We start from the raw sequence: 19479 nt of genomic DNA on the forward strand, positions 1-19479 counted from the left end.
GATCCGCAGATGACCCTGCCCGCAACCGGTACGGCCGCGCCGCCGACCGCCTCCGGACCGCCGGCCTTCCGCTGGCGGCGGGAGGACACCCTGCGCACCGCCGGCCTGATGGCGGTCATCCTCGCGATGCACGTCGCGGCCTTCGGCACGCTCTTCCTGCTGGTCGTGCCGGAGAAGTACGAGGTGGGCACCCAGGTCTTCGGCGCGGGCCTCGGCATCACCGCCTACACCCTCGGCATGCGGCACGCCTTCGACGCCGACCACATCGCGGTGATCGACAACACCACCCGCAAGCTGATGGCCGACGGCCGGCGCCCGGTCTCGGTGGGCTTCTGGTTCGCCCTCGGGCACTCCTCGATGGTGGTGCTGATGGCCGCCCTGGTGGCGGGCGGCGCGCAGCTGGCCGGGGTGCTGATGGACGACGGGTCGGCGGCGCACCAGGTGCTCGGCACGATCGGCACCACCGCCTCCGGCGCCTTCCTCTACCTGATCGCCGCGCTGAACCTGGTCGCGCTGCTCGGCATCCTCCGGGTGTTCCGGGCGATGCGCGCCGGCTCGTACGACGAGGCGGAGCTGGAGCGGCAGCTGGACTCCCGAGGCCTGATGAACCGCGTCCTCGGCCGGGCCACCCGTTCGATCTCCCGCCCCGGCCAGATGTTCCCGGTCGGCATGGTGCTGGGCCTCGGCTTCGACACCGCCACCGAGGTGACCCTGATGGTGATGGCGGGCTCGGGCGCGGCGGCGGGCCTGCCCTGGTACGCGATCGTCTGCCTGCCGCTGCTGTTCGCCGCGGGCATGAGCCTGTTCGACACGCTGGACGGCACGTTCATGAACTTCGCCTACCAGTGGGCGTTCTCCAACCCGGTGCGGAAGGTCTTCTACAACCTGGCCATCACCGGGCTGTCGATCGCGGTGGCGTTCGTCATCGGCACGATCGAGCTGGTGGCGGTACTGCACGACAAGCTCGGCCTGGCCGACCCGGTGACGGGCTGGGTCGCCGGGCTGAGCCTGGACAACGTGGGCTTCGTCATCGTCGGCCTGTTCGTGGTGGTCTGGGCGGTGGCGATCGGCTACTGGCGGATCGCCGGGGTGGAGAAGCGGTGGGCGCCGGAGCGGCGGGCCTGAGCGGCGCGGGCCGCAGGCCCGGTACGCGGGCGGACGGTGCGTCAGCCCGCCGCCAGCAGCAGTGTGCCGGCCACCGCGAGGCCGGCGCCGACCACCTGCACCCGCTGCAGCCGCTCCTTGAGCAGCCCGCGGGCCATCAGCGCGGTGACCACCGGGTAGAGCGAGGCCAGCACGGCGGCCACCGCCACGGGCCCGCTGTCGGAGGCGACGGCGAAGGTCGCATTGGCGGCCACGTCGGCCACGCCCACGGCGGTCAGTACGGGCAGGTGCCGCAGGACGGCCCCGGGCCCGGCCGGCCGGCGCCCGCGGCCCCGGGCCAGCAGCAGGGCGCCGCCCACCGCGATGTTGCACAGCCGCTGCACGCACAGGGCGAGCAGCAGGCCGCCCCCGGCCGAGGCGTGGGCGATCAGCGCCATCACCGCGCCGAAGCCGAAGGCCGCGCCGAGCGTCAGCACCAGCACCCTGGCGCCGACCGCGCCGCCGCCGCGCTGCGGGCCGCCGGCCAGGGCCACCCCGAGGACGGCGACGGCGATCCCGGCGGCCTGGACGGGGCCCGGCCGTTCGCCGAGCGCCAGGCCGACGCCGACCGGCACCGCGACGCCCACGGTGGCCAGCGGCGAGACGACGCCCATGGGCCCGAGGGCGAGTGCCCGGTAGAAGGCGAGCATGGCGAACGGCCCGATCGCGCCGGCGGCGACGGCGGACCACAGGCCGGCCGTGAACGGGCCGGGGCCGCCGGTCGCCAGGACGGCCGCCACGAGCAGTGCCGCCGCGGTGGCCTGGGAGGCGAGCACCACGGTCAGCGCCGGCATCCGCCGGGTCAGCGCGCCGCCGCCGTAGTCGGCCACGCCCCACAGCAGGCTGGCGGAGAGAGCGAGGAGCTGGGACAGCACAGTGGACTCCGGAGTACGGTCGGTTGGACTCGTCGTGTCCCGGAAGAGTAGATCAGCAAAGTGATCCGGACGAATCAATATATTGGACTGGCATGCCCGACCCCGATGTCATCACCCAGGCCCTGGCCCACAACCTGAAGCGGCTGCGCTCCGGCCGCGGTCACACCCTCGACGCCCTCGCCGCCCGCTCCGGGGTGAGCCGCGGCATGATCGTGCAGATCGAGCAGGGGCGGACCAACCCCAGCGTCGGCACGGTCGTCAGGCTCGCCGACGCCCTCGGCGTCTCGATCGCCCGGCTGCTCGACTACGACGAGACCTCCACCGTCCGGATCGTGCCCGACTCCGAGGCCGTCCAGCTGTGGGCCGGTGCCAACGGCGGCAGCGGCGTGCTGCTCAACGGCATCGAGGCACCCGGCCCGCTGGAGCTCTGGGAGTGGCTGATCCTGCCGGGGGAGGGGCACGGCTCCGACCCGCACCCGGCCGGCACCGTGGAGATCGCCCGGGTCGACGAGGGCGAGCTCACCCTCACCCTGGACGGCCGCGACCACCGCGTCCCGGCCGGATCGACCGCTTCCTACGAGGCCGCCACCGCGCACGGCTACCGCAACGACGGCGAGGTGCCCGTGCGGCTCACCCTCGTGGTGTCGGTGCCGCCGCCCCCGCGCTGACCGGCCCGCCCGCATGCGGCGGCGCCCCCTCCCGGCCGGGAGGGGGCGCCGTTTCCGTGCGGTCAGCCGCGGCCGTACCGGCGGCGGTACAGCTCGACGCGGCCCGCCTGGTCGAGCACGCGGGCCCGCCCGGTCCAGACGGGGTGGCTCGCCGAGGAGGTCTCGACGTCGAACACCGGGTACACGGTGCCGTCCTCCCACTCGACGGTCGACGCGGAGCCGAGCGTGGAGCGGGTGAGGAAGGACGTGCCGGCGGCCTTGTCGCGGAAGACGACCGGACGGTAGGCGGGGTGGATGCTGTGCTTCATGCGGCTGCTCCTTCGGAGGGTCGGACGGGATGTCGGACGGGATGTCGGGCGGGCGTGCGGTCGGTGCGGGCGGTCAGCGCTCCTCGCGGAACGCGACGTGCTGCCCCACGACCGGGTCGTACTTGCGCAGCACCAGCCGGTCGGGGTCGTTGCGGCGGCTCTTGCGCGTCACGTAGGTGAAGCCGGTGCCGGCGGTCGACCTCAGCCGGACGACCGGGCGGAGTTCGCTGCGGGCCATCTGTCCTCCTCGCGGGCTCGGACCCCCGCTCCGGGCTCCTCTCGGAGCTTCTTTTGGGAACGGAAGTCGTTTTCATACGGCTCCAACACAGCCCGGTGCCCGTCCATTCCCGCCGGAGCCGACCCGCGCCCGGAGCTTCCGCGCGCCCTCCCCGGGCACTCTTCCGGCCCTTTTCGCGCAGCGGCGGGCCGCCCGCCCTGCTCGACGGGCGCGCGGCGTCCGCAGTTCGTACGCTCGTGGCATGTCCGATGCGTACGAGGCCCGGCGGGAGCACCTGCGGGAGTACTGCAGTGCCTCGGGAGTGGACGCGGCCCTGATCACCCGCGCCGCCAACGTCCGCTACCTCACCGGCTGCCCGCCCTGCGGTGCCAGCCTGCTGATCACCCGCGAGCGCTCCCTGCTCGCCCTGCCCGACGACCTGCCGCCCGACGAGAGCGGCGAGCACCTGCTCGGCCCCGACGTCGCCCAGCTGCTGGTGCCCGCCGACACCGACACCGCACTGGCCGCCGCCGAGGCCGCCGGCCGGCTCCGTGTCGCCGACCTGGCCGTCGAGGAGCACGACCTCACCGTCAAACGCCACCGCGCGGTGGCCGGGATCGCCGAGGGCGTCCGGCTCGCCGACCTCGGCACCGCGGTCGAGCGGATGCGCGTGGTCAAGGACGAGCACGAGATCGCCGACCTGCGGATCGCCGCCGAGATCGCCGACCAGGCGCTCAGCGAACTGCTCGAGTCCATCCTGGTCGGCCGCACCGAGCGCCACCTGGCGATGGAGCTGGAGCGCCGCATGATCGACCACGGCGCCGACCGGGCTGCCTTCCCGGTGTCCGTCGGCACCGGCAGCCACTCCGGCCTGGAGTCCCACCAGCCGACCGACCGCCGGGTCGAGGAGGGCGACTTCCTCACGGTCGTGCTCGGCGCCTGCTACCGCGGCTACGGCGTCTCCACCGCCCGCACCTTCGTCATCGGTGCGGCCCCCGCGCCCTGGCAGGTCGAGCTGCACCGCCTGGTCTTCCGCGCCCAGCGCGCCGGCCGCGAGGCACTCGGCCCCGGCGTCTCGGAGTCCGTACCCGACCTGGCCGCCCGCGAGGTGCTGCAGGCCGCGGGCCACACCGAGAACCCGGCCCACCCGCTCGGACACGGCATCGGCCTGGAGATCCGGGAGGCGCCGCGCCTGGGACCCGCCGACATGGGTAAACTGGACAATCGCGTGCCGGTCACCGTCGGCCCGGGGGTCCACCTCCCGGGGCGGGGCGGAGTCCGGATCGAGGACACGCTCGTCGTGCGCCCCCTCGAGGAGGGCGGGCCCGAGCTGCTCACCATCACCACCAAGGAGCTCCTCGCGCTGTAGCCGCCCCGGCGGCACGGCCGCGCACCCTTGGTTCCTTGACAGCTATATCAGGAGTAAGTGCGCCCGTGGCTTCCACGAACGATCTCAAGAACGGCATGGTCCTCAAGCTGGACGGCGGCAAGCTCTGGTCCGTCGTCGAGTTCCAGCACGTCAAGCCCGGCAAGGGCCCGGCCTTCGTGCGCACCAAGCTGAAGGAGGTCCTCACCGGCAAGGTCGTCGAGAAGACCTTCAACGCCGGCATCAAGGTCGAGACCGCCAACGTCGACAAGCGCACCATGCAGTACTCGTACCGCGACGGCGACGCGTTCGTCTTCATGGACATGGACACCTACGACCAGGTCCCGGTCGACTCCGCCACCGTCGGCGACGCCGCCAAGTACCTGCTCGAGGGCTTCGAGGCCCTGGTCGCCCAGAACGAGGGCGTCCCGCTGTACGTCGAGCTCCCGGCCGCCGTCGAGCTCACCATCGCCGAGACCGAGCCGGGCGTCCAGGGCGACCGCTCCACCGGCGGCACCAAGCCGGCCACCCTGGAGACCGGCGCCGAGATCCAGGTCCCGCTCTTCGTCACCACCGGCGAGAAGGTCAAGGTCGACACCCGCGACGGCAGCTACCTCGGCCGGGTCAAGTAATCGTGTCCAACGCGCGCACCAAGGCCCGCACCCGGGCCTTCCAGATCCTCTTCGAGGCCGACCACCGGGGGGTCGCGCCCGAGCGCGTGCTCGCCGAGTGGGTGGGCCGGGCACGGGAGGCCAAGGCGGGTGAGACCACCCCGCAGGTCGGCGAGTACACCATGCAGCTGATCGAGGGGTACTCGGAGCACGCCCGCCGGATCGACGAGCTGATCGCCACCTACTCCGTGGGCTGGACGCTGGACCGGATGCCGATCGCGGACCGCAACGTGCTGCGGATCGGCGCCTACGAGCTGATCTGGGAGGACGGCGTCCCCGACGCGGTCGTCCTGGACGAGGCCGTGGAGATCGCCAAGGAGTACTCGACCGACGAGTCCCCGGCGTTCGTCAACGGTCTGCTCGCCCGGTTCATGGATCTCAAGCCGCAGATCCGCCGCGACTGAGCGACACCGCACCGACGCCGCGAGAGGCCGCCGGACCGATCGGTCCGGCGGCCTTCGCACGTTCCCGGCGGGGGCGTAGGCTACTCATCAGTAATGTCTTAGGCGAAGGGCGTACCACCCATGACCACGGCGACCCGCAGCGAGTTCGACCAGGGCATCGCGCTGACCCCGCACGCCGCGGAACCCGGCACGTACGAGGCCGAGCTCGGCGAAGGCTGGCAGATCGGCGGCGGCGTCAACGGCGGCCTGCTGCTCGCCGTCGCCGGCCACGCCCTCTCCCTCTCCCACGGCGAGCACCCCGACCCGCTCTCCATCACCGGCCACTACCTCTCCGCCTCCCGCCCCGGCCCGGCCACCGTCCGCACCGAGACCGTCCGCCGCGGCCGCACCCTCACCACCGGCACCGCCGTCCTCGCACAGGGCGGCGAGGAACGGCTGCGCGTCCTCGCCACCTACGGCGACCTCGCCACCCTCGACGGCGACGTCGCCACCAGCGCCAAGCCGCCCGTCATGCCGTTGCCCGACGAGTGCATCGGCGCCGAGCACGCCCCGCCGCAGTTCATCGAACAGGCCGCCCTGCTCCAGCGGTTCGACCTTCGACTCGACCCGGCCACCGTCGGCTGGGCCCTCGGCCAGCCCTCCCGCAACGGCCGCATCCAGGGCTGGTTCCGCCTCGCCGACGGCCGCCGCCCCGACCCGCTGCTGCTCCTCCTCGTCGCGGACGCCCTGCCCCCGGTCACCTTCGACCTCGGCCTCCCCGGCTGGGCCCCCACCGTCGAACTCACCGTCCACCTCCGCGCCAAGCCCGCCCCCGGCTGGCTCCGCGTCTCGCACACCACCCGCAACCTCGCCGGTGGCTACTTCGAGGAGGACTGCGAGATCTGGGACGAAGCCGGCCGCCTGGTGGCCCAGTCCCGCCAACTCGCCCGCGCCCCGCGGCTCTGAGGGGTCGATGAACCGGGTGCGGCCGACCACTCAGGGGCGCGGGGAACTGCGCAATGGGGGAGTGGCCGACTGATCAAGTGTGGGTACTTGTGGTGGGCCTGTGCCGTCAGACGGCCCGCTCCCTGATGGCGCAGTTCTCCCCCCAGCCTTCGGTCGGGAGGTGCCCCGCGCGCCCCTGAGGGGTCACCTCGGCCCGGGTCAGGCGGGGGCGGGGTACCAGCGGCGGTGGACCAGGGGCTCGACCAGGAGGAGGCCGAGGCCGGTGGTGGCCGTGACGGCTGCGCCCGCGGGGGAGTGCCAGCCGGCAGCGGCAACCGCTCCGACCACCACCAGCGGCCGCAGCATGGTCAACGGCCCGAGCCCGATCACCATCGCCAGGGTGCCGACCCGGAACGACCCCAGCAGGTAGCACCCCAGCCCGGCGAACACCACCAGCGCGTACGGCACCACGACCAGCGCCGCCCGGTCGCCCGCCGCGACCAGCTCGCGGAACCGGGCGGTGCGGTCGTCGGCCGCGACCAGCACCGCACCGGCGACCAGCGCGGCCGCCGGCAGCAGCGGCGCACCCACCAGCAGCCCGCGCCGGGCCGCCCGGAGGTTCGCCTGCCGCTTGCGGATGCGTGCGTCGCGCCCGGCCGAGGCCCGGAATCCGGCGAACGCCGCGTCCAGTACGGCCAACAGCACCAGCAGCGCCGCACTCATGCCGCACCCACCAGCCGGGCCGAACCCCGGGGCCCCAGCGCCGCCCGGAACGGCGCCTCCAGCTCCGGCCGTACGCCGAGTACGGGCCGCAGCGTCGTGCAGAACGGGTTGCTCCGCCCCCGCGGTTCGTACAACAGCGGTACCAGCGGCCCGGCGTGGGCCGCGGCCTGCAACAACTCGGCGTCGCCGTGCGCCCGCTGCGCCGAGACCACGCCGTCGTGCCGCCCCAGCGGGTCCCGCATCCGGGCCCGGTGGAAGACCCAGGCGCCGATCGGGGCAAGCGAGTTGGCGGCAATGTCGAAGTGGCAGAAGGCCGCCGTCCCCGGCCCCGCCTGTGCGGCGAAGAACGCCTCCAGCGCGGCGCCCCGGATGTGGTGGAGCAGGCCGGTCGAGACGTACACGGTGGCCGGCTCGGGCAGCCGGAAGGCGTCGCCGTGCACAAAGCGGCAGGGCAACTCCTCGTCCCGGGCCAGCCGTTCGGCCTCGGTGACCAGCGCGGCGTTGAGATCGACGCCGACCAGTTCGACGTCCGCACCGAGCCTGCCGTCGGCCGCCAGCCGACGGACCAGGTAACCCAGCCCGCAGCCGATGTCGACGACCCGCAGCGGGGCGGCATCCGCCCGCTCGGCCCGGACGGCGGCCAGCAGCGGTACGAGGAGGTCGGCGAGGCGGTCGCCGATCCGCAACTCCTCGCTGAGGCGCTGCAGTTCGGTGTGCACGGCGACCAGTCGGCGGTCCACCGCCAGCGGGTCGAGCACGCCGTCGACCGCAGGCATCGCCGCGGCGATCCGGGCACCGCGGCGGTCGCCGGCGGCCAGCAGCTCGGCCACGACCCCGTCCTTGCGGACGGGCAGCCGCTCGGCCGTCACCGGGTCGCGGACCACCACCAGGTCTGATATCTCCAGCAGCGGCACGGCGAACGGCTCCAGTCGGCGAAGGGACAAGATCGGTGGGCGAACCTACTGCCGCCCCGCTCACCTGCGCAACGCGGGGCGACGCCGCAGGGGTGCGGGGGGCACCTGGGGTCGCACCGATGCCCCGGGCGGTCGGCCCGCACTCGTGTTCGTCGCTTTCAGTTACAGGGCTGTGACACCCGGTGTGTGTGCGATCCGCGGGGGTGGGGAGGAAGAGCTGCGACGGACAGCCGTCGACGACCGACACGCCCCACCCCGCAGGAGCCACGATGCCCCGCAACCCCCGCACTCCCCGGCCCTCCCGCTGCGCCCACGCCCCCGCGGGCCGGCCGCACGGCGACAAGGCCTTCGTCACGGGCATCCTGACCTGCCGGGAGGACTTCGAGCGGGCCCGCGCCTGGCACCTCACCGACGCCGCGGACTTCGACAGCTACCTGCTGGACACCGCCGTGCTCCTCGCGGAGGCGCGCCGCACCTACGGCGCCGTGCAGGCCCGGATGTTCCACCTCGACGACTTCGCCGATTTCTGCCTGCTGCACCGCCTGGACCCGGCGGAGCCGGCCTCGCGGGACAGGTACCTCGTCAATCCGCCGCTGCAGACGCAACTGCTGCCCTACCAGGGCGAGGAGCTGGTCGGCGACTTCGTGCCGCGGCTGGTCAGGGCCCGGGAGAGCGGGCTGACGCTGCGCCACATCGAGCTGCTGCTGGGCGACGGCGACGGCGGGCCGGAGACGGGCCAGCGGGTGCGGCAGTCGCACCAGCAGGCCTCGGAGCTGTTCCGGCGGATGCTGGTGGGGGCCGGGTTCGGCGCGTACCGGTTCCTGTGCGCGGTGGAGGCCCCTGGCGGGCGGCTGGAGGCGGAGGCCCGCATCCTGCACTGGGAGGACGGCGTGGTGCGGATCAACGACGAGGACCTGGACCTGGTCTGCGCCGTGCTCTGCGCCGGGCTGTACCGCGAACTGCCGGGGGCTGCGCTGCTGCACGGTTCGCAGGGGGCGGCGGGCGCCTGCGGCGAGTACCGGCAGGTGGCGTGGGCCTGGCAGAGCGAGGGGCACGGCTACGTGCCGGCGGCGGTCCAGCTGGACGAGGTGGCGGCCCGGCCGGGCTTCAGCCTGGGGACGGTGTGCTGACCGCGGGTGCCGCGGGGGAGGCGCCGGACACGCCGCGGCGGGGCGTGCAGCCGGTGCCGCACGCCCCGCCGTGACGTTTCTGCAAGGAGGAGGGGATCAGCCGGCGTCTTCCTCGCGGACGGCGCGGCGGGCGTCGGGGTTCAGCACGCCCCAGCTGATCAGCTGCTCGGTGAGGATGGAGGGCGACTGGTCGTAGATGACGGCCAGGGTGCGCAGGTCGTCCTGGCGGATCGACAGCACCTTGCCGTTGTAGTCGCCGCGCTGGCTCTGGATGGTGGCCGCGTAGCGCTGCAGCGGGCCGGCCTTCTCGGACGGGACCTGGGTCAGTCTCTCCAGGTCGAGGACCAGGCGCGGCGGCGGCTCGGCCGCACCGCCCGGGGTGCCGCCGGGCAGCAGCTCCTGGACCGGGACGCCGTAGAACTCGGCCAGCTCGGCGAGGCGCTGTACGGTCACGGCACGGTCGCCGCGCTCGTACGAACCGACGACGACGGCCTTCCAGCGACCCTGGGACTTCTCCTCGACGCCGTGCAGGGAGAGACCCTGCTGAGTGCGGATGGCCCGGAGCTTCGCCCCGAGCTGCTTCGCGTAGTCGCTGGACATTGATCTCCCCGGACAATATTGCTTCGCGTGCAGTGACGAGCCACGAGAGCGCGGGTGGTGACCGCGGACCGTCCTCCGAACCGGTGGGTACGGCGCCGGTCCCGTAACTCACTGTGAGGTTACGTAGAGTGAGGTAGTCGCGTCAAGCCGAATGGGGCAGTCGTGCGAATAGCGCGCGACAGACCCGTGAACCGGGCCCCGGTGGCCCGGGTGACCTGCGGTGACACCAACCGGAACGGCGCCTTCCCGGGGCGTGCGGACCGCACTGATAGCATGGGCGCGGCCCCGGTGCGCCGGGCGCCAATCCCAGACATCCTTTAAGACCCGTCCCGTGAGGCGGGGAAGGAGGTCCGCTTCGGCATGACCACTGACAATCCCACTGCTCCGCGCCCGCCGCACCAGGTGCTGGACGCGAGCGACGTCGCCCGGGTCGTCACCCGGATCGCCCACGAGATCGTGGAGCGCGCCAAGGGCGCCGACGACGTCGTGCTGCTCGGCATCCACACCCGCGGCGTCCACCTGGCCCGCCGGCTGCACGCCCGGCTCACCCAGATCACCGGCCGCGACATCCCGCTCGGCACCCTGGACATCACGATGTACCGGGACGACCTGCGGCTGAAGCCCGCCCGCGCCCTGGAGCACACCGAGATCCCGGCCGACGGCATCGACGGCAAGCTGGTCATCCTCGTCGACGACGTGCTCTTCTCCGGCCGCACCATCCGCGCCGCGCTCGACGCCCTCAGCGACATCGGCCGCCCGCGCGCCGTCCAGCTCGCCGTCCTGGTCGACCGAGGCCACCGCGAGCTGCCCATCCGCGCCGACTACGTGGGCAAGAACCTGCCCACCTCGCTGCGCGAGGCCGTCCAGGTCCAGCTCGCCGACGCCGACGGCCGGGACGCCGTCCTGGTCGGCGACCGCGACTTCTCGGCCCGGTCCACCCAGGCGCTCGCCGCCGAAACGCACCTTCCGGAGTGACCCGCGTGAAGCGCCACCTCGTCTCCACCGCCGACCTCGCCCGCGACGACGCCCTGCTGATCCTGGACACCGCGGAGGAGCTCGCGCAGCTCTCGGGGCGGGCCGTCAAGAAGCTGCCCACCCTGCGCGGCCGCACCGTCGTCAACCTCTTCTTCGAGGACTCCACCCGGACCAAGACCTCGTTCGAGGTCGCCGAGAAGCGGCTCTCCGCGGACGTCATCAACTTCTCCGCCAAGGGCTCCTCGGTCTCCAAGGGCGAGAGCCTCAAGGACACCGCGCTCACCCTGCAGGCCATGGGCGCCGACGCCGTCGTCATCCGGCACCACGCCTCCGGCGCGCCCGCCCGGCTCGCCCAGTCCGAGTGGCTGCACGGCAGCGTCATCAACGCCGGCGACGGCACCCACGAGCACCCCACCCAGGCCCTGCTCGACGCCTTCACCATGCGCCGCCACCTCAACCCGGGCCCCGGCCGGGACCTCGCCGGGCGCCGGGTCACCATCGTCGGCGACGTCCTGCACAGCCGGGTCGCCCGCTCCAACGTGCACCTGCTCACCACGCTCGGCGCCGAGGTCACCTTCGTCGCCCCGCCCACCCTGGTGCCGATCGGCATCGAGAACTGGCCCTGCCAGGTCAGCTACGACCTCGACGCGGTGCTGCCGAAGACCGACGCGCTGATGATGCTGCGCGTGCAGCGCGAGCGGATGAACGCCGCCTTCTTCCCCACCGAGCGCGAGTACTCCCGCCGCTACGGCATGGACGGCATCCGGATGGCGCAGCTGCCCGAGCACGCCATCGTGATGCACCCCGGCCCGATGGTCCGCGGCATGGAGATCACCGCCGAGGTCGCCGACTCGCCGCGCTGCACCGTGGTCGAGCAGGTCGCCAACGGCGTCTCCATCCGGATGGCCGTCCTCTACCTGCTGCTCGGCGGCGCGACCCTCGCCGACAGCCCCCGCACCGACTCCTCGGAGACCGCCCAGTGACCAGCTACCTGATCCGCAACGCCCAGATCCTCGGCGGCGCCCCCAAGGACATCCACATCGCCGACGGCGTCGTCGCGGCGATCGGCGAGGGCCTGACCGTCGAGGCGGACGTCGACATCGACGCCCACGGCCTGATCGCCCTGCCCGGCCTGGTCGACCTGCACACCCACCTGCGCGAGCCCGGCCGCGAGGACGCCGAGACCGTCCTCACCGGCACCCAGGCCGCCGCCAAGGGCGGCTACACCGCCGTCCACGCGATGGCCAACACCTTCCCGGTCGCCGACACCGCCGGTGTCGTCGAGCAGGTCTGGCGGCTCGGCCAGGAGTCCGGCTACTGCGACGTGCAGCCGGTCGGCGCCGTCACCGTCGGCCTGGAGGGCAAGAAGCTCGCCGAGCTCGGCGCGATGCACGACTCCGCGGCCGGCGTCCGGGTCTTCTCCGACGACGGCAAGTGCGTCGACGACGCGGTCATCATGCGCCGCGCCCTGGAGTACGTGAAGGCCTTCGACGGCGTCGTCGCCCAGCACGCCCAGGAGCCCCGTCTCACCGAGGGCGCCCAGATGAACGAGGGCCAGGTCTCCGGCGAGCTCGGGCTCGGCGGCTGGCCGGCCGTAGCCGAGGAGTCGATCATCGCCCGCGACGTGCTGCTCGCCGCGCACGTCGGCTCCCGCCTGCACGTCTGCCACGTCTCCACGGCCGGCTCGGTCGAGATCATCCGCTGGGCCAAGGCCAAGGGCTGGAACGTCACCGCCGAGGTCACCCCGCACCACCTGCTCCTCACCGACGAGCTGGTGCGCACCTACGACCCGGTCTACAAGGTCAACCCGCCGCTGCGCACCGCCGCCGACGTGGAGGCGCTGCGCGCCGCGCTCGCCGACGGCACCATCGACGCGGTCGCCACCGACCACGCCCCGCACCCCGCGGAGGACAAGGACTGCGAGTGGGCGGTCGCCGCGATGGGCATGGTCGGCCTGGAGACGGCGCTGTCGGTCGTCCAGCAGACCATGGTCGACACCGGCCTGCTGAACTGGGAGGCCGTCGCCGACCGGATGTCGCACCGCCCGGCGCGGATCGGCCGTCTCACCGGCCAGGGCCGCCCGATCTCGGTGGGTGAGCCGGCGAACCTGGTGCTCTTCGATCCCGCGTACCGTGGTGCCGTGGATCCCGAGAGCTTCGCCACCCGCAGCCGAAACACCCCGTACCGCGGCCTCGACCTGCCCGGACGCGTGCACGCCACCTTCCTGCGCGGCAGGGCGACCGTGCTCGCCGGCGAGCTGGCGGACCGGGACGGGCTGGCGTGACCGCCTTCGCCACCGAGCAGGCCAGGGTCACCAACTGGCCGGGCTACATCGGCTGGACGGTCGGTCTGCTGATCCTGATCGCGCTCGTCTACTGGCTGATGCGGCAGGGCTGGAACTGGCGGCGCACGCTGCAGTCCGACCTGCCCCCGCTGCCCGCGGCCCCCGACGACCCCGGGGCGCCGCTGCTGGAGGCGGCCGGGCGCTACCACGGGACCACCACCGCGGGTAACTGGCTGGACCGGGTCGTCGCGCACGGCCTGGGCAACCGCAGCCTGGCCGAGCTGACCCTCACCGGGCAGGGCCTGCTGGTCCGCCGCCCCGGCGACGCCGACCTGTGGATCCCCGCCGGGGCGCTCACCGGCGCCCGGCGCGACTCGGGGATCGCCGGCAAGGTCGTCCCCTCCGGGCTGCTGGTCGTCACCTGGGACCACCGGGGCACCGCCCTGGACTCCGGGTTCCGCGCCGACCACCCCGACGAGCACCCCGCCTGGGTCGAGGCGGTCGAGGCTCTGATCGAACGAACGAAGACGAAGAAGACGGAAGAGGCCGCCCCATGACCGCACCTGCCCCCACCACGCCTCGCACCAGGCGGGAGCGAGTGCCCGCCGTGCTCATCCTGGAGGACGGCCGGACGTTCCGCGGCCAGGCGTACGGCGCCGTCGGCGAGACCTTCGGCGAGGCGGTCTTCAACACCGGCATGTCCGGCTACCAGGAGACCCTGACCGACCCGTCGTACCACCGCCAGGTGGTCGTGATGACCGCCCCGCAGATCGGCAACACCGGCTGGAACGACGAGGACGACGAGTCCAAGCGGATCTGGGTCGCCGGGTACGTCGTCCGCGATCCCGCCCGGGTCGCCTCCAACTGGCGCTCCCGCCGCTCGCTGGACGAGGAGCTCGCCGACCAGGGCGTCGTCGGCATCAGCGGCATCGACACCCGCGCGCTCACCCGCCACCTGCGCGAGCGCGGCGCGATGCGCGTCGGCATCTTCTCCGGCCCGGCCCTCGCCGACGAGCAGGCCCTGCTCGCCCGCGTGCTGGAGGCGCCCGAGATGAAGGGCGCCGACCTGTGCGCCGAGGTCGCCACCACCGAGCCCTACGTCGTCCCGGCGATCGGCGAGAAGAAGTTCACCGTCGCCGCCCTCGACCTCGGCATCAAGGCGATGACCCCGCAGCGGATGGCCGAGCGCGGCATCGAGGTGCACGTGCTGCCCGCGGGCGCCACCCTCGAGGACGTCTACGCGGTCGACCCCGACGGCGTCTTCTTCTCCAACGGCCCGGGCGACCCGGCCACCGCCGACCACCAGGTCGCCGTGGCCCGCGGCGTGCTCGAGCGGAAGACCCCGTTCTTCGGCATCTGCTTCGGCAACCAGATCCTCGGCCGCGCCCTGGGCTTCGGCACCTACAAGCTCAAGTACGGCCACCGCGGCATCAACCAGCCGGTGCAGGACCGCACCACCGGCAAGGTCGAGGTCACCGCGCACAACCACGGCTTCGCCGTGAACGCGCCGCTGGACAAGGTCAGCGAGACCCCGTTCGGCCGCGTCGAGGTCTCCCACGTCTGCCTCAACGACGACGTGGTCGAGGGCCTGCAGTGCCTGGACACGCCCGCCTTCTCGGTGCAGTACCACCCGGAGGCGGCGGCCGGCCCGCACGACGCCGCGTACCTCTTCGACCGCTTCGTTGACCTGATGGCCGGCGCCCCGGCCCGTACCACCGCAGGGAGCTGACCCGTGCCGAAGCGCACCGACATCAAGTCCGTCCTGGTGATCGGCTCCGGCCCGATCGTCATCGGCCAGGCGGCGGAGTTCGACTACTCCGGCACCCAGGCCTGCCGCGTCCTCAAGTCCGAGGGCCTGCGCGTCGTGCTGGTCAACTCCAACCCGGCCACGATCATGACCGACCCGGAGATCGCCGACGCCACCTACGTCGAGCCGATCACCCCCGAGTTCGTCGAGAAGATCATCGCCAAGGAGCGCCCCGACGCGCTGCTGCCGACCCTGGGCGGCCAGACCGCGCTCAACACCGCGATCTCCCTGCACAAGGCCGGCACCCTCGAGAAGTACGGCGTCGAGCTGATCGGCGCCGACGTCGAGGCGATCAACAAGGGCGAGGACCGCGACCTCTTCAAGGGCGTCGTCGAGGCCGTCAACGCCAAGATCGGCCACGGCGAGTCCGCCCGCTCGGTGATCTGCCACTCGATGGACGACGTCCTCCGCGGCGTCGAGACCCTCGGCGGCTACCCCGTCGTCGTCCGCCCCTCCTTCACCATGGGCGGCGCCGGCTCCGGCTTCGCCCACGACGAGGAGGACCTGCGCCGCATCGCCGGCCAGGGCCTGGCCCTCTCGCCGACCACCGAGGTGCTCCTGGAGGAGTCCATCCTCGGCTGGAAGGAGTACGAGCTGGAGCTGATGCGCGACAAGCACGACAACGTCGTGGTCGTCTGCTCCATCGAGAACTTCGACCCGATGGGCGTCCACACCGGCGACTCCATCACCGTCGCCCCGGCGATGACCCTCACCGACCGCGAGTACCAGATCCTCCGCGACATCGGCATCGCCGTCATCCGCGAGGTCGGCGTCGACACCGGCGGCTGCAACATCCAGTTCGCCGTCAACCCCGAGGACGGCCGGGTCATCGTCATCGAGATGAACCCGCGCGTCTCCCGCTCCTCGGCGCTCGCCTCCAAGGCCACCGGCTTCCCGATCGCCAAGATCGCCGCCAAGCTGGCCGTCGGCTACACCCTGGACGAGATCCCCAACGACATCACCGAGCAGACCCCGGCCTCCTTCGAGCCGACCCTCGACTACGTCGTCGTCAAGGTCCCGCGCTTCGCCTTCGAGAAGTTCCCCTCCGCGGACGCCACCCTCACCACCACCATGAAGTCGGTCGGCGAGGCCATGGCCATGGGCCGCAACTTCCCCGAGGCGCTCAACAAGGCGCTCCGCTCGCTGGAGAAGAAGGGCAGCCAGTTCTCCTGGACGGGCCCCGTCGGCGACAAGGCGGAGCTGCTCGCCAAGGCGGTCGTCCCGACCGACGGCCGGATCAACACCGTCATGGAGGCCGTCCGGGCCGGCGCCACCCCCGAGGAGGTGTTCGAGGCCACCAAGATCGACCCGTGGTTCGTCGACCAGCTCTTCCTGCTCGACGAGATCGCCGGCGAGCTCGCCGAGGCCGAGAAGCTCGACCCCGAGCTGCTCCGCCACGCCAAGCGCCACGGCTTCTCCGACCAGCAGATCGGCGAGATCCGCGGCCTTCGCCCGGACGTCGTCCGCGAGGTCCGGCACGCCCTCGGCATCCGTCCGGTCTTCAAGACCGTCGACACCTGCGCCGCCGAGTTCGCCGCCAGGACCCCGTACTTCTACTCGTCCTACGACGAGGAGACCGAGGTCGCCCCGCGCACCAAGCCCGCCGTGATCATCCTCGGCTCCGGCCCCAACCGCATCGGCCAGGGCATCGAGTTCGACTACTCCTGCGTGCACGCCTCCTTCGCGCTCGCCGAGGCCGGGTACGAGACCGTGATGGTCAACTGCAACCCGGAGACCGTCTCCACCGACTACGACACCTCCGACCGGCTCTACTTCGAGCCGCTCACCCTGGAGGACGTCCTGGAGATCGTCCACGCCGAGCAGCAGGCCGGCCCGCTCGCCGGCGTCATCGTCCAGCTCGGCGGCCAGACCCCGCTCGGCCTCGCCCAGGCGCTCAAGGACAACGGCGTGCCGATCGTCGGCACCCAGCCCGAGGCGATCGACCTCGCCGAGGAGCGCGGCGCCTTCGGCCGCGTCCTGCGCGACGCCGGCCTGCCCGCCCCCAAGCACGGCACCGCCTTCTCCTTCGACGAGGCCAAGGCCATCGCCGACGAGATCGGCTACCCCGTGCTGGCCCGCCCGAGCTACGTGCTCGGCGGCCGCGGCATGGAGATCGTCTACGACGAGGCCTCGCTCGCCTCCTACCTGGAGCGCCACGCCGGCCTGATCTCCGAGCACCCGGTGCTCATCGACCGCTTCCTCGACGACGCGGTGGAGATCGACGTCGACGCCCTCTACGACGGCACCGAGCTCTACCTCGGCGGCGTCATGGAGCACATCGAGGAGGCCGGCATCCACTCCGGCGACTCCGCCTGCGCGCTGCCCCCGATCACCCTCGGCGGCTACGACATCAAGCGGCTGCGCACCTCCACCGAGGCGATCGCCCGCGGCGTCGGCGTCCGCGGCCTGATCAACATCCAGTTCGCGCTGGCCGGCGACATCCTCTACGTGCTGGAGGCCAACCCGCGCGCCTCCCGCACCGTGCCGTTCACCTCCAAGGCGACGGCCGTCCCGCTGGCCAAGGCCGCCGCCCGGATCTCGCTCGGCGCCACCATCGCCGAACTCCGCCAGGAGGGCCTGCTCCCGGCCGAGGGCGACGGAGGCACCCTGCCCGCCGACTGCCCGATCTCCGTCAAGGAGGCCGTGCTGCCCTGGTCGCGCTTCCGCGACGTGGCCGGCCGCGGCGTCGACACCGTGCTCGGCCCGGAGATGCGCTCCACCGGCGAGGTCATGGGCATCGACCGGGTCTTCGGCACCGCCTACGCCAAGTCCCAGGCCGGTGCCTACGGCGCCCTGCCCACCAAGGGCAAGGTCTTCGTCTCGGTCGCCAACCGCGACAAGCGCAACCTGGTCTTCCCGGCCCGCGCGCTCGCCGAGCTCGGCTTCGAACTGCTCGCCACCACCGGCACCGCCGAGGTGCTGCAGCGCGGCGGCATCCCCGCCACCGTGGTGCGCAAGCACAGCGAGGGCGAGGGCCCGGGCGGCGAGAAGACCATCGTCCAGCTGATCCACGAGGGCGCGGTCGACCTGATCATCAACACCCCGTACGGCACCGGCGGCCGCCTCGACGGCTACGAGATCCGCACCGCCGCCGTCTCCCGCGGCGTGCCCTGCCTGACCACCGTCCAGGCGATGGGCGCGGCCGTGCAGGGCATCGACGCCCTGCTGCGCGGCGACGTCGGCGTGATGTCGCTCCAGGAGCACGCGGCCCTGATCAACGCCGGCCGCAAGTAGTCCGACCACCGTGGGGGGCACCGGAGACCTTGGTGCCCCCCACAGCCCTGCTCACGCTCAGGAAGGGCGCTGTGTACAAGCTCCTGTTCGACCTGGTCTTCAAGAAGATGGACCCGGAGAAGGCCCACCACCTCGCCTTCTTCTGGATCCGGCTGGCCGCCTCCGTCCCCGGCCTGCGGCAGCTCGTCAGGCTGGTGCTCGCCCCGCGCGACCGCGCACTGCGGACCACCGCGCTCGGCCTGGACCTGCCCGGCCCGTTCGGCCTCGGCGCCGGCTTCGACAAGGACGGCATCGGCATCGACGGCCTGTCCATGCTCGGCTTCGATTTCGTCGAGATCGGCACCGTCACCGGCGAGCCGCAGCCCGGCAACCCCGCCCCGCGGCTCTTCCGGCTGATCGAGGACCGTGCCCTGATCAACCGGATGGGCTTCAACAACCAGGGCTCGGCCCGGGTCGCCGCCCGCCTGGCCGGCCGCGTCCGCACCAGCTACACGCCGGTCGTCGGCGTCAACATCGGCAAGACCAAGGTCGTCGAGGAGGCCGACGCCACCGAGGACTACCTGAAGTCCACCCGGCGCCTCGCCCCGCACGCCGACTACCTGGTCGTCAACGTCTCCTCGCCGAACACCCCGGGCCTGCGGAACCTGCAGGCCGTGCAGATCCTCGGCCCGCTGCTGTGGGACGTCCGCAAGGCGGCCGACGAGGTCACCACCCACCACGTCCCGCTGCTGGTGAAGATCGCCCCCGACCTCGCCGACGAGGACATCGACGAGATCGCCGACATGGCACTCACCCTCGGCCTGGACGGCATCATCGCCACCAACACCACCATCGGCCGCGAGGGCCTGGCCACCGACGCCTCCCGCGTCGAGGAGATCGGCATGGGCGGCCTCTCCGGCGCTCCGCTCAAGGCCCGCTCGCTGGAGGTGCTGCAGCGGCTCCGCGCCCGCACCGAGGGCCGCCTCGCGATCGTCTCGGTCGGCGGCATCGAGACCGCCGAGGACGCCTGGCAGCGGATCCTCCACGGCGCCGACCTGGTGCAGGGCTACAGCGCCTTCGTCTACGAGGGCCCCTTCTGGATGCGCCGCGTCCACAAGGGCCTCTCCGCCCGCCTGCGCGCCAGCGGCCACCGGACGATCGCCGACGCGGTCGGCACCGCCAAGGCGTAGACCCGCGCGAGGCGGGAGGATCGTGCCGTGACCTGCGGGCACGCCGGCCCGTTGCACGTGCGGACGC

At 72.8% G+C, this 19479-nt stretch carries 20 protein-coding genes; 14 read left to right on the forward strand and 6 right to left on the reverse strand.

The features are described from left to right. The first annotated feature begins 9 nt into the window (after positions 1–9). Positions 10–1125 (forward strand): HoxN/HupN/NixA family nickel/cobalt transporter, encoded by a 1116-nt coding sequence (locus AB0M03_RS18205; protein ID WP_363492552.1) that lies wholly within the window; start codon positions 10–12, stop codon positions 1123–1125. A 41-nt stretch (positions 1126–1166) separates the two neighbouring features. Here AB0M03_RS18205 and AB0M03_RS18210 read toward each other — a convergent pair whose 3' ends face one another. Then, positions 1167–2015: a DMT family transporter gene (locus AB0M03_RS18210; RefSeq protein WP_363492625.1), complete on the reverse strand. Its 849-nt coding sequence runs from the start codon at positions 2013–2015 to the stop codon at positions 1167–1169. A 95-nt stretch (positions 2016–2110) separates the two neighbouring features. On the opposite strand from AB0M03_RS18210, the gene AB0M03_RS18215 reads away from it, so the two are divergent. Further along, positions 2111–2686 (forward strand): XRE family transcriptional regulator, encoded by a 576-nt coding sequence (locus AB0M03_RS18215; RefSeq protein WP_363492553.1) that lies wholly within the window; start codon positions 2111–2113, stop codon positions 2684–2686. A 62-nt stretch (positions 2687–2748) separates the two neighbouring features. Here the strand turns inward: AB0M03_RS18215 and AB0M03_RS18220 are convergent, their stop codons facing one another. Beyond that, the gene (locus AB0M03_RS18220) at positions 2749–2994 is read right to left on the reverse strand and encodes a type B 50S ribosomal protein L31 (protein WP_363492555.1); all 246 of its coding nucleotides are present in this window, start codon (positions 2992–2994) and stop codon (positions 2749–2751) included. Between the two features lie 73 nt (positions 2995–3067). Next, positions 3068–3232 carry a 50S ribosomal protein L33 gene (gene rpmG, locus AB0M03_RS18225; protein ID WP_363492556.1) on the reverse strand — a complete coding sequence of 55 codons (165 nt, stop codon included), beginning with the start codon at positions 3230–3232 and terminating at the stop codon, positions 3068–3070. A 241-nt stretch (positions 3233–3473) separates the two neighbouring features. Between rpmG and AB0M03_RS18230 the strand changes: the two genes are divergently transcribed. The 4 genes from AB0M03_RS18230 (at position 3474) to AB0M03_RS18245 (ending at position 6597) form a co-directional block, all read left to right on the forward strand. Beyond that, a complete protein-coding gene (locus AB0M03_RS18230) occupies positions 3474–4580 on the forward strand; it encodes an aminopeptidase P family protein (RefSeq protein ID WP_363492558.1) in 1107 nt (368 codons plus the stop codon). Between the two features lie 65 nt (positions 4581–4645). Further along, positions 4646–5209, forward strand: coding sequence for an elongation factor P (efp, locus tag AB0M03_RS18235; protein ID WP_363492559.1), 564 nt, complete (start codon positions 4646–4648; stop codon positions 5207–5209). Between the two features lie 2 nt (positions 5210–5211). Further along, positions 5212–5652: a transcription antitermination factor NusB gene (nusB, locus tag AB0M03_RS18240; protein ID WP_363492561.1), complete on the forward strand. Its 441-nt coding sequence runs from the start codon at positions 5212–5214 to the stop codon at positions 5650–5652. Between the two features lie 120 nt (positions 5653–5772). Then, positions 5773–6597, forward strand: coding sequence for a thioesterase family protein (locus tag AB0M03_RS18245; RefSeq protein ID WP_363492562.1), 825 nt, complete (start codon positions 5773–5775; stop codon positions 6595–6597). A gap of 198 nt (positions 6598–6795) precedes the next feature. Here the strand turns inward: AB0M03_RS18245 and AB0M03_RS18250 are convergent, their stop codons facing one another. After that, positions 6796–7299 carry a hypothetical protein gene (locus AB0M03_RS18250; protein WP_363492564.1) on the reverse strand — a complete coding sequence of 168 codons (504 nt, stop codon included), beginning with the start codon at positions 7297–7299 and terminating at the stop codon, positions 6796–6798. Then, positions 7296–8243 carry a class I SAM-dependent methyltransferase gene (locus AB0M03_RS18255; RefSeq protein ID WP_363492565.1) on the reverse strand — a complete coding sequence of 316 codons (948 nt, stop codon included), beginning with the start codon at positions 8241–8243 and terminating at the stop codon, positions 7296–7298. The genes AB0M03_RS18250 and AB0M03_RS18255 overlap by 4 nt, the downstream gene beginning before the upstream one ends. Before the next feature lie 239 nt (positions 8244–8482). Between AB0M03_RS18255 and AB0M03_RS18260 the strand changes: the two genes are divergently transcribed. Further along, the gene (locus tag AB0M03_RS18260; protein WP_363492567.1) at positions 8483–9343 is read left to right on the forward strand and encodes a hypothetical protein; all 861 of its coding nucleotides are present in this window, start codon (positions 8483–8485) and stop codon (positions 9341–9343) included. A gap of 96 nt (positions 9344–9439) precedes the next feature. Here AB0M03_RS18260 and AB0M03_RS18265 read toward each other — a convergent pair whose 3' ends face one another. Continuing rightward, on the reverse strand, positions 9440–9943 hold the full coding sequence (locus tag AB0M03_RS18265; RefSeq protein ID WP_014134541.1) for a transcriptional regulator: 504 nt from the start codon (positions 9941–9943) through the stop codon (positions 9440–9442). 360 nt (positions 9944–10303) lie between these two features. Between AB0M03_RS18265 and pyrR the strand changes: the two genes are divergently transcribed. The 7 genes from pyrR (at position 10304) to AB0M03_RS18300 (ending at position 19412) form a co-directional block, all read left to right on the forward strand. Beyond that, a complete protein-coding gene (gene pyrR, locus AB0M03_RS18270; RefSeq protein ID WP_363492569.1) occupies positions 10304–10918 on the forward strand; it encodes a bifunctional pyr operon transcriptional regulator/uracil phosphoribosyltransferase PyrR in 615 nt (204 codons plus the stop codon). A 5-nt stretch (positions 10919–10923) separates the two neighbouring features. Continuing rightward, entirely contained in the window at positions 10924–11901 is a 978-nt protein-coding gene (locus AB0M03_RS18275; protein ID WP_030268434.1) for an aspartate carbamoyltransferase catalytic subunit, read from the forward strand. Next, positions 11898–13202: a dihydroorotase gene (locus AB0M03_RS18280; RefSeq protein WP_363492571.1), complete on the forward strand. Its 1305-nt coding sequence runs from the start codon at positions 11898–11900 to the stop codon at positions 13200–13202. Before AB0M03_RS18275 ends, AB0M03_RS18280 begins: the two co-directional genes overlap by 4 nt. After that, positions 13199–13759 (forward strand): hypothetical protein, encoded by a 561-nt coding sequence (locus tag AB0M03_RS18285; protein ID WP_363492573.1) that lies wholly within the window; start codon positions 13199–13201, stop codon positions 13757–13759. Before AB0M03_RS18280 ends, AB0M03_RS18285 begins: the two co-directional genes overlap by 4 nt. Then, positions 13756–14931, forward strand: coding sequence for a glutamine-hydrolyzing carbamoyl-phosphate synthase small subunit (gene carA / locus AB0M03_RS18290; protein WP_363492575.1), 1176 nt, complete (start codon positions 13756–13758; stop codon positions 14929–14931). The genes AB0M03_RS18285 and carA overlap by 4 nt, the downstream gene beginning before the upstream one ends. 3 nt (positions 14932–14934) lie before the next feature. After that, positions 14935–18243 (forward strand): carbamoyl-phosphate synthase large subunit, encoded by a 3309-nt coding sequence (gene carB, locus AB0M03_RS18295; protein ID WP_363492577.1) that lies wholly within the window; start codon positions 14935–14937, stop codon positions 18241–18243. A gap of 71 nt (positions 18244–18314) precedes the next feature. Then, positions 18315–19412 carry a quinone-dependent dihydroorotate dehydrogenase gene (locus tag AB0M03_RS18300; RefSeq protein ID WP_363492579.1) on the forward strand — a complete coding sequence of 366 codons (1098 nt, stop codon included), beginning with the start codon at positions 18315–18317 and terminating at the stop codon, positions 19410–19412. The last annotated feature ends 67 nt before the right edge of the window (positions 19413–19479 follow it).

Origin of the sequence: Kitasatospora sp. NPDC051914, assembly GCF_040680995.1 — a bacterium.
Taxonomy (GTDB): domain Bacteria; phylum Actinomycetota; class Actinomycetes; order Streptomycetales; family Streptomycetaceae; genus Kitasatospora.

Excerpts from the sequence above, each read along its gene's own strand:
- AB0M03_RS18220 (WP_363492555.1), bottom strand. The coding sequence starts at position 2,994 with ATGAAGCACAGCATCCACCCCGCCTACCGTCCGGTCGTCTTCCGCGAC.
- AB0M03_RS18245 (WP_363492562.1), top strand. The coding sequence starts at position 5,773 with ATGACCACGGCGACCCGCAGCGAGTTCGACCAGGGCATCGCGCTGACC.
- pyrR (WP_363492569.1), top strand. The coding sequence starts at position 10,304 with ATGACCACTGACAATCCCACTGCTCCGCGCCCGCCGCACCAGGTGCTG.
- AB0M03_RS18250 (WP_363492564.1), bottom strand. The coding sequence starts at position 7,299 with ATGAGTGCGGCGCTGCTGGTGCTGTTGGCCGTACTGGACGCGGCGTTC.
- carA (WP_363492575.1), top strand. The coding sequence starts at position 13,756 with ATGACCGCACCTGCCCCCACCACGCCTCGCACCAGGCGGGAGCGAGTG.
- AB0M03_RS18230 (WP_363492558.1), top strand. The coding sequence starts at position 3,474 with ATGTCCGATGCGTACGAGGCCCGGCGGGAGCACCTGCGGGAGTACTGC.
- rpmG (WP_363492556.1), bottom strand. The coding sequence starts at position 3,232 with ATGGCCCGCAGCGAACTCCGCCCGGTCGTCCGGCTGAGGTCGACCGCC.
- AB0M03_RS18265 (WP_014134541.1), bottom strand. The coding sequence starts at position 9,943 with ATGTCCAGCGACTACGCGAAGCAGCTCGGGGCGAAGCTCCGGGCCATC.
- AB0M03_RS18205 (WP_363492552.1), top strand. The coding sequence starts at position 10 with ATGACCCTGCCCGCAACCGGTACGGCCGCGCCGCCGACCGCCTCCGGA.
- AB0M03_RS18215 (WP_363492553.1), top strand. The coding sequence starts at position 2,111 with ATGCCCGACCCCGATGTCATCACCCAGGCCCTGGCCCACAACCTGAAG.
- AB0M03_RS18260 (WP_363492567.1), top strand. The coding sequence starts at position 8,483 with ATGCCCCGCAACCCCCGCACTCCCCGGCCCTCCCGCTGCGCCCACGCC.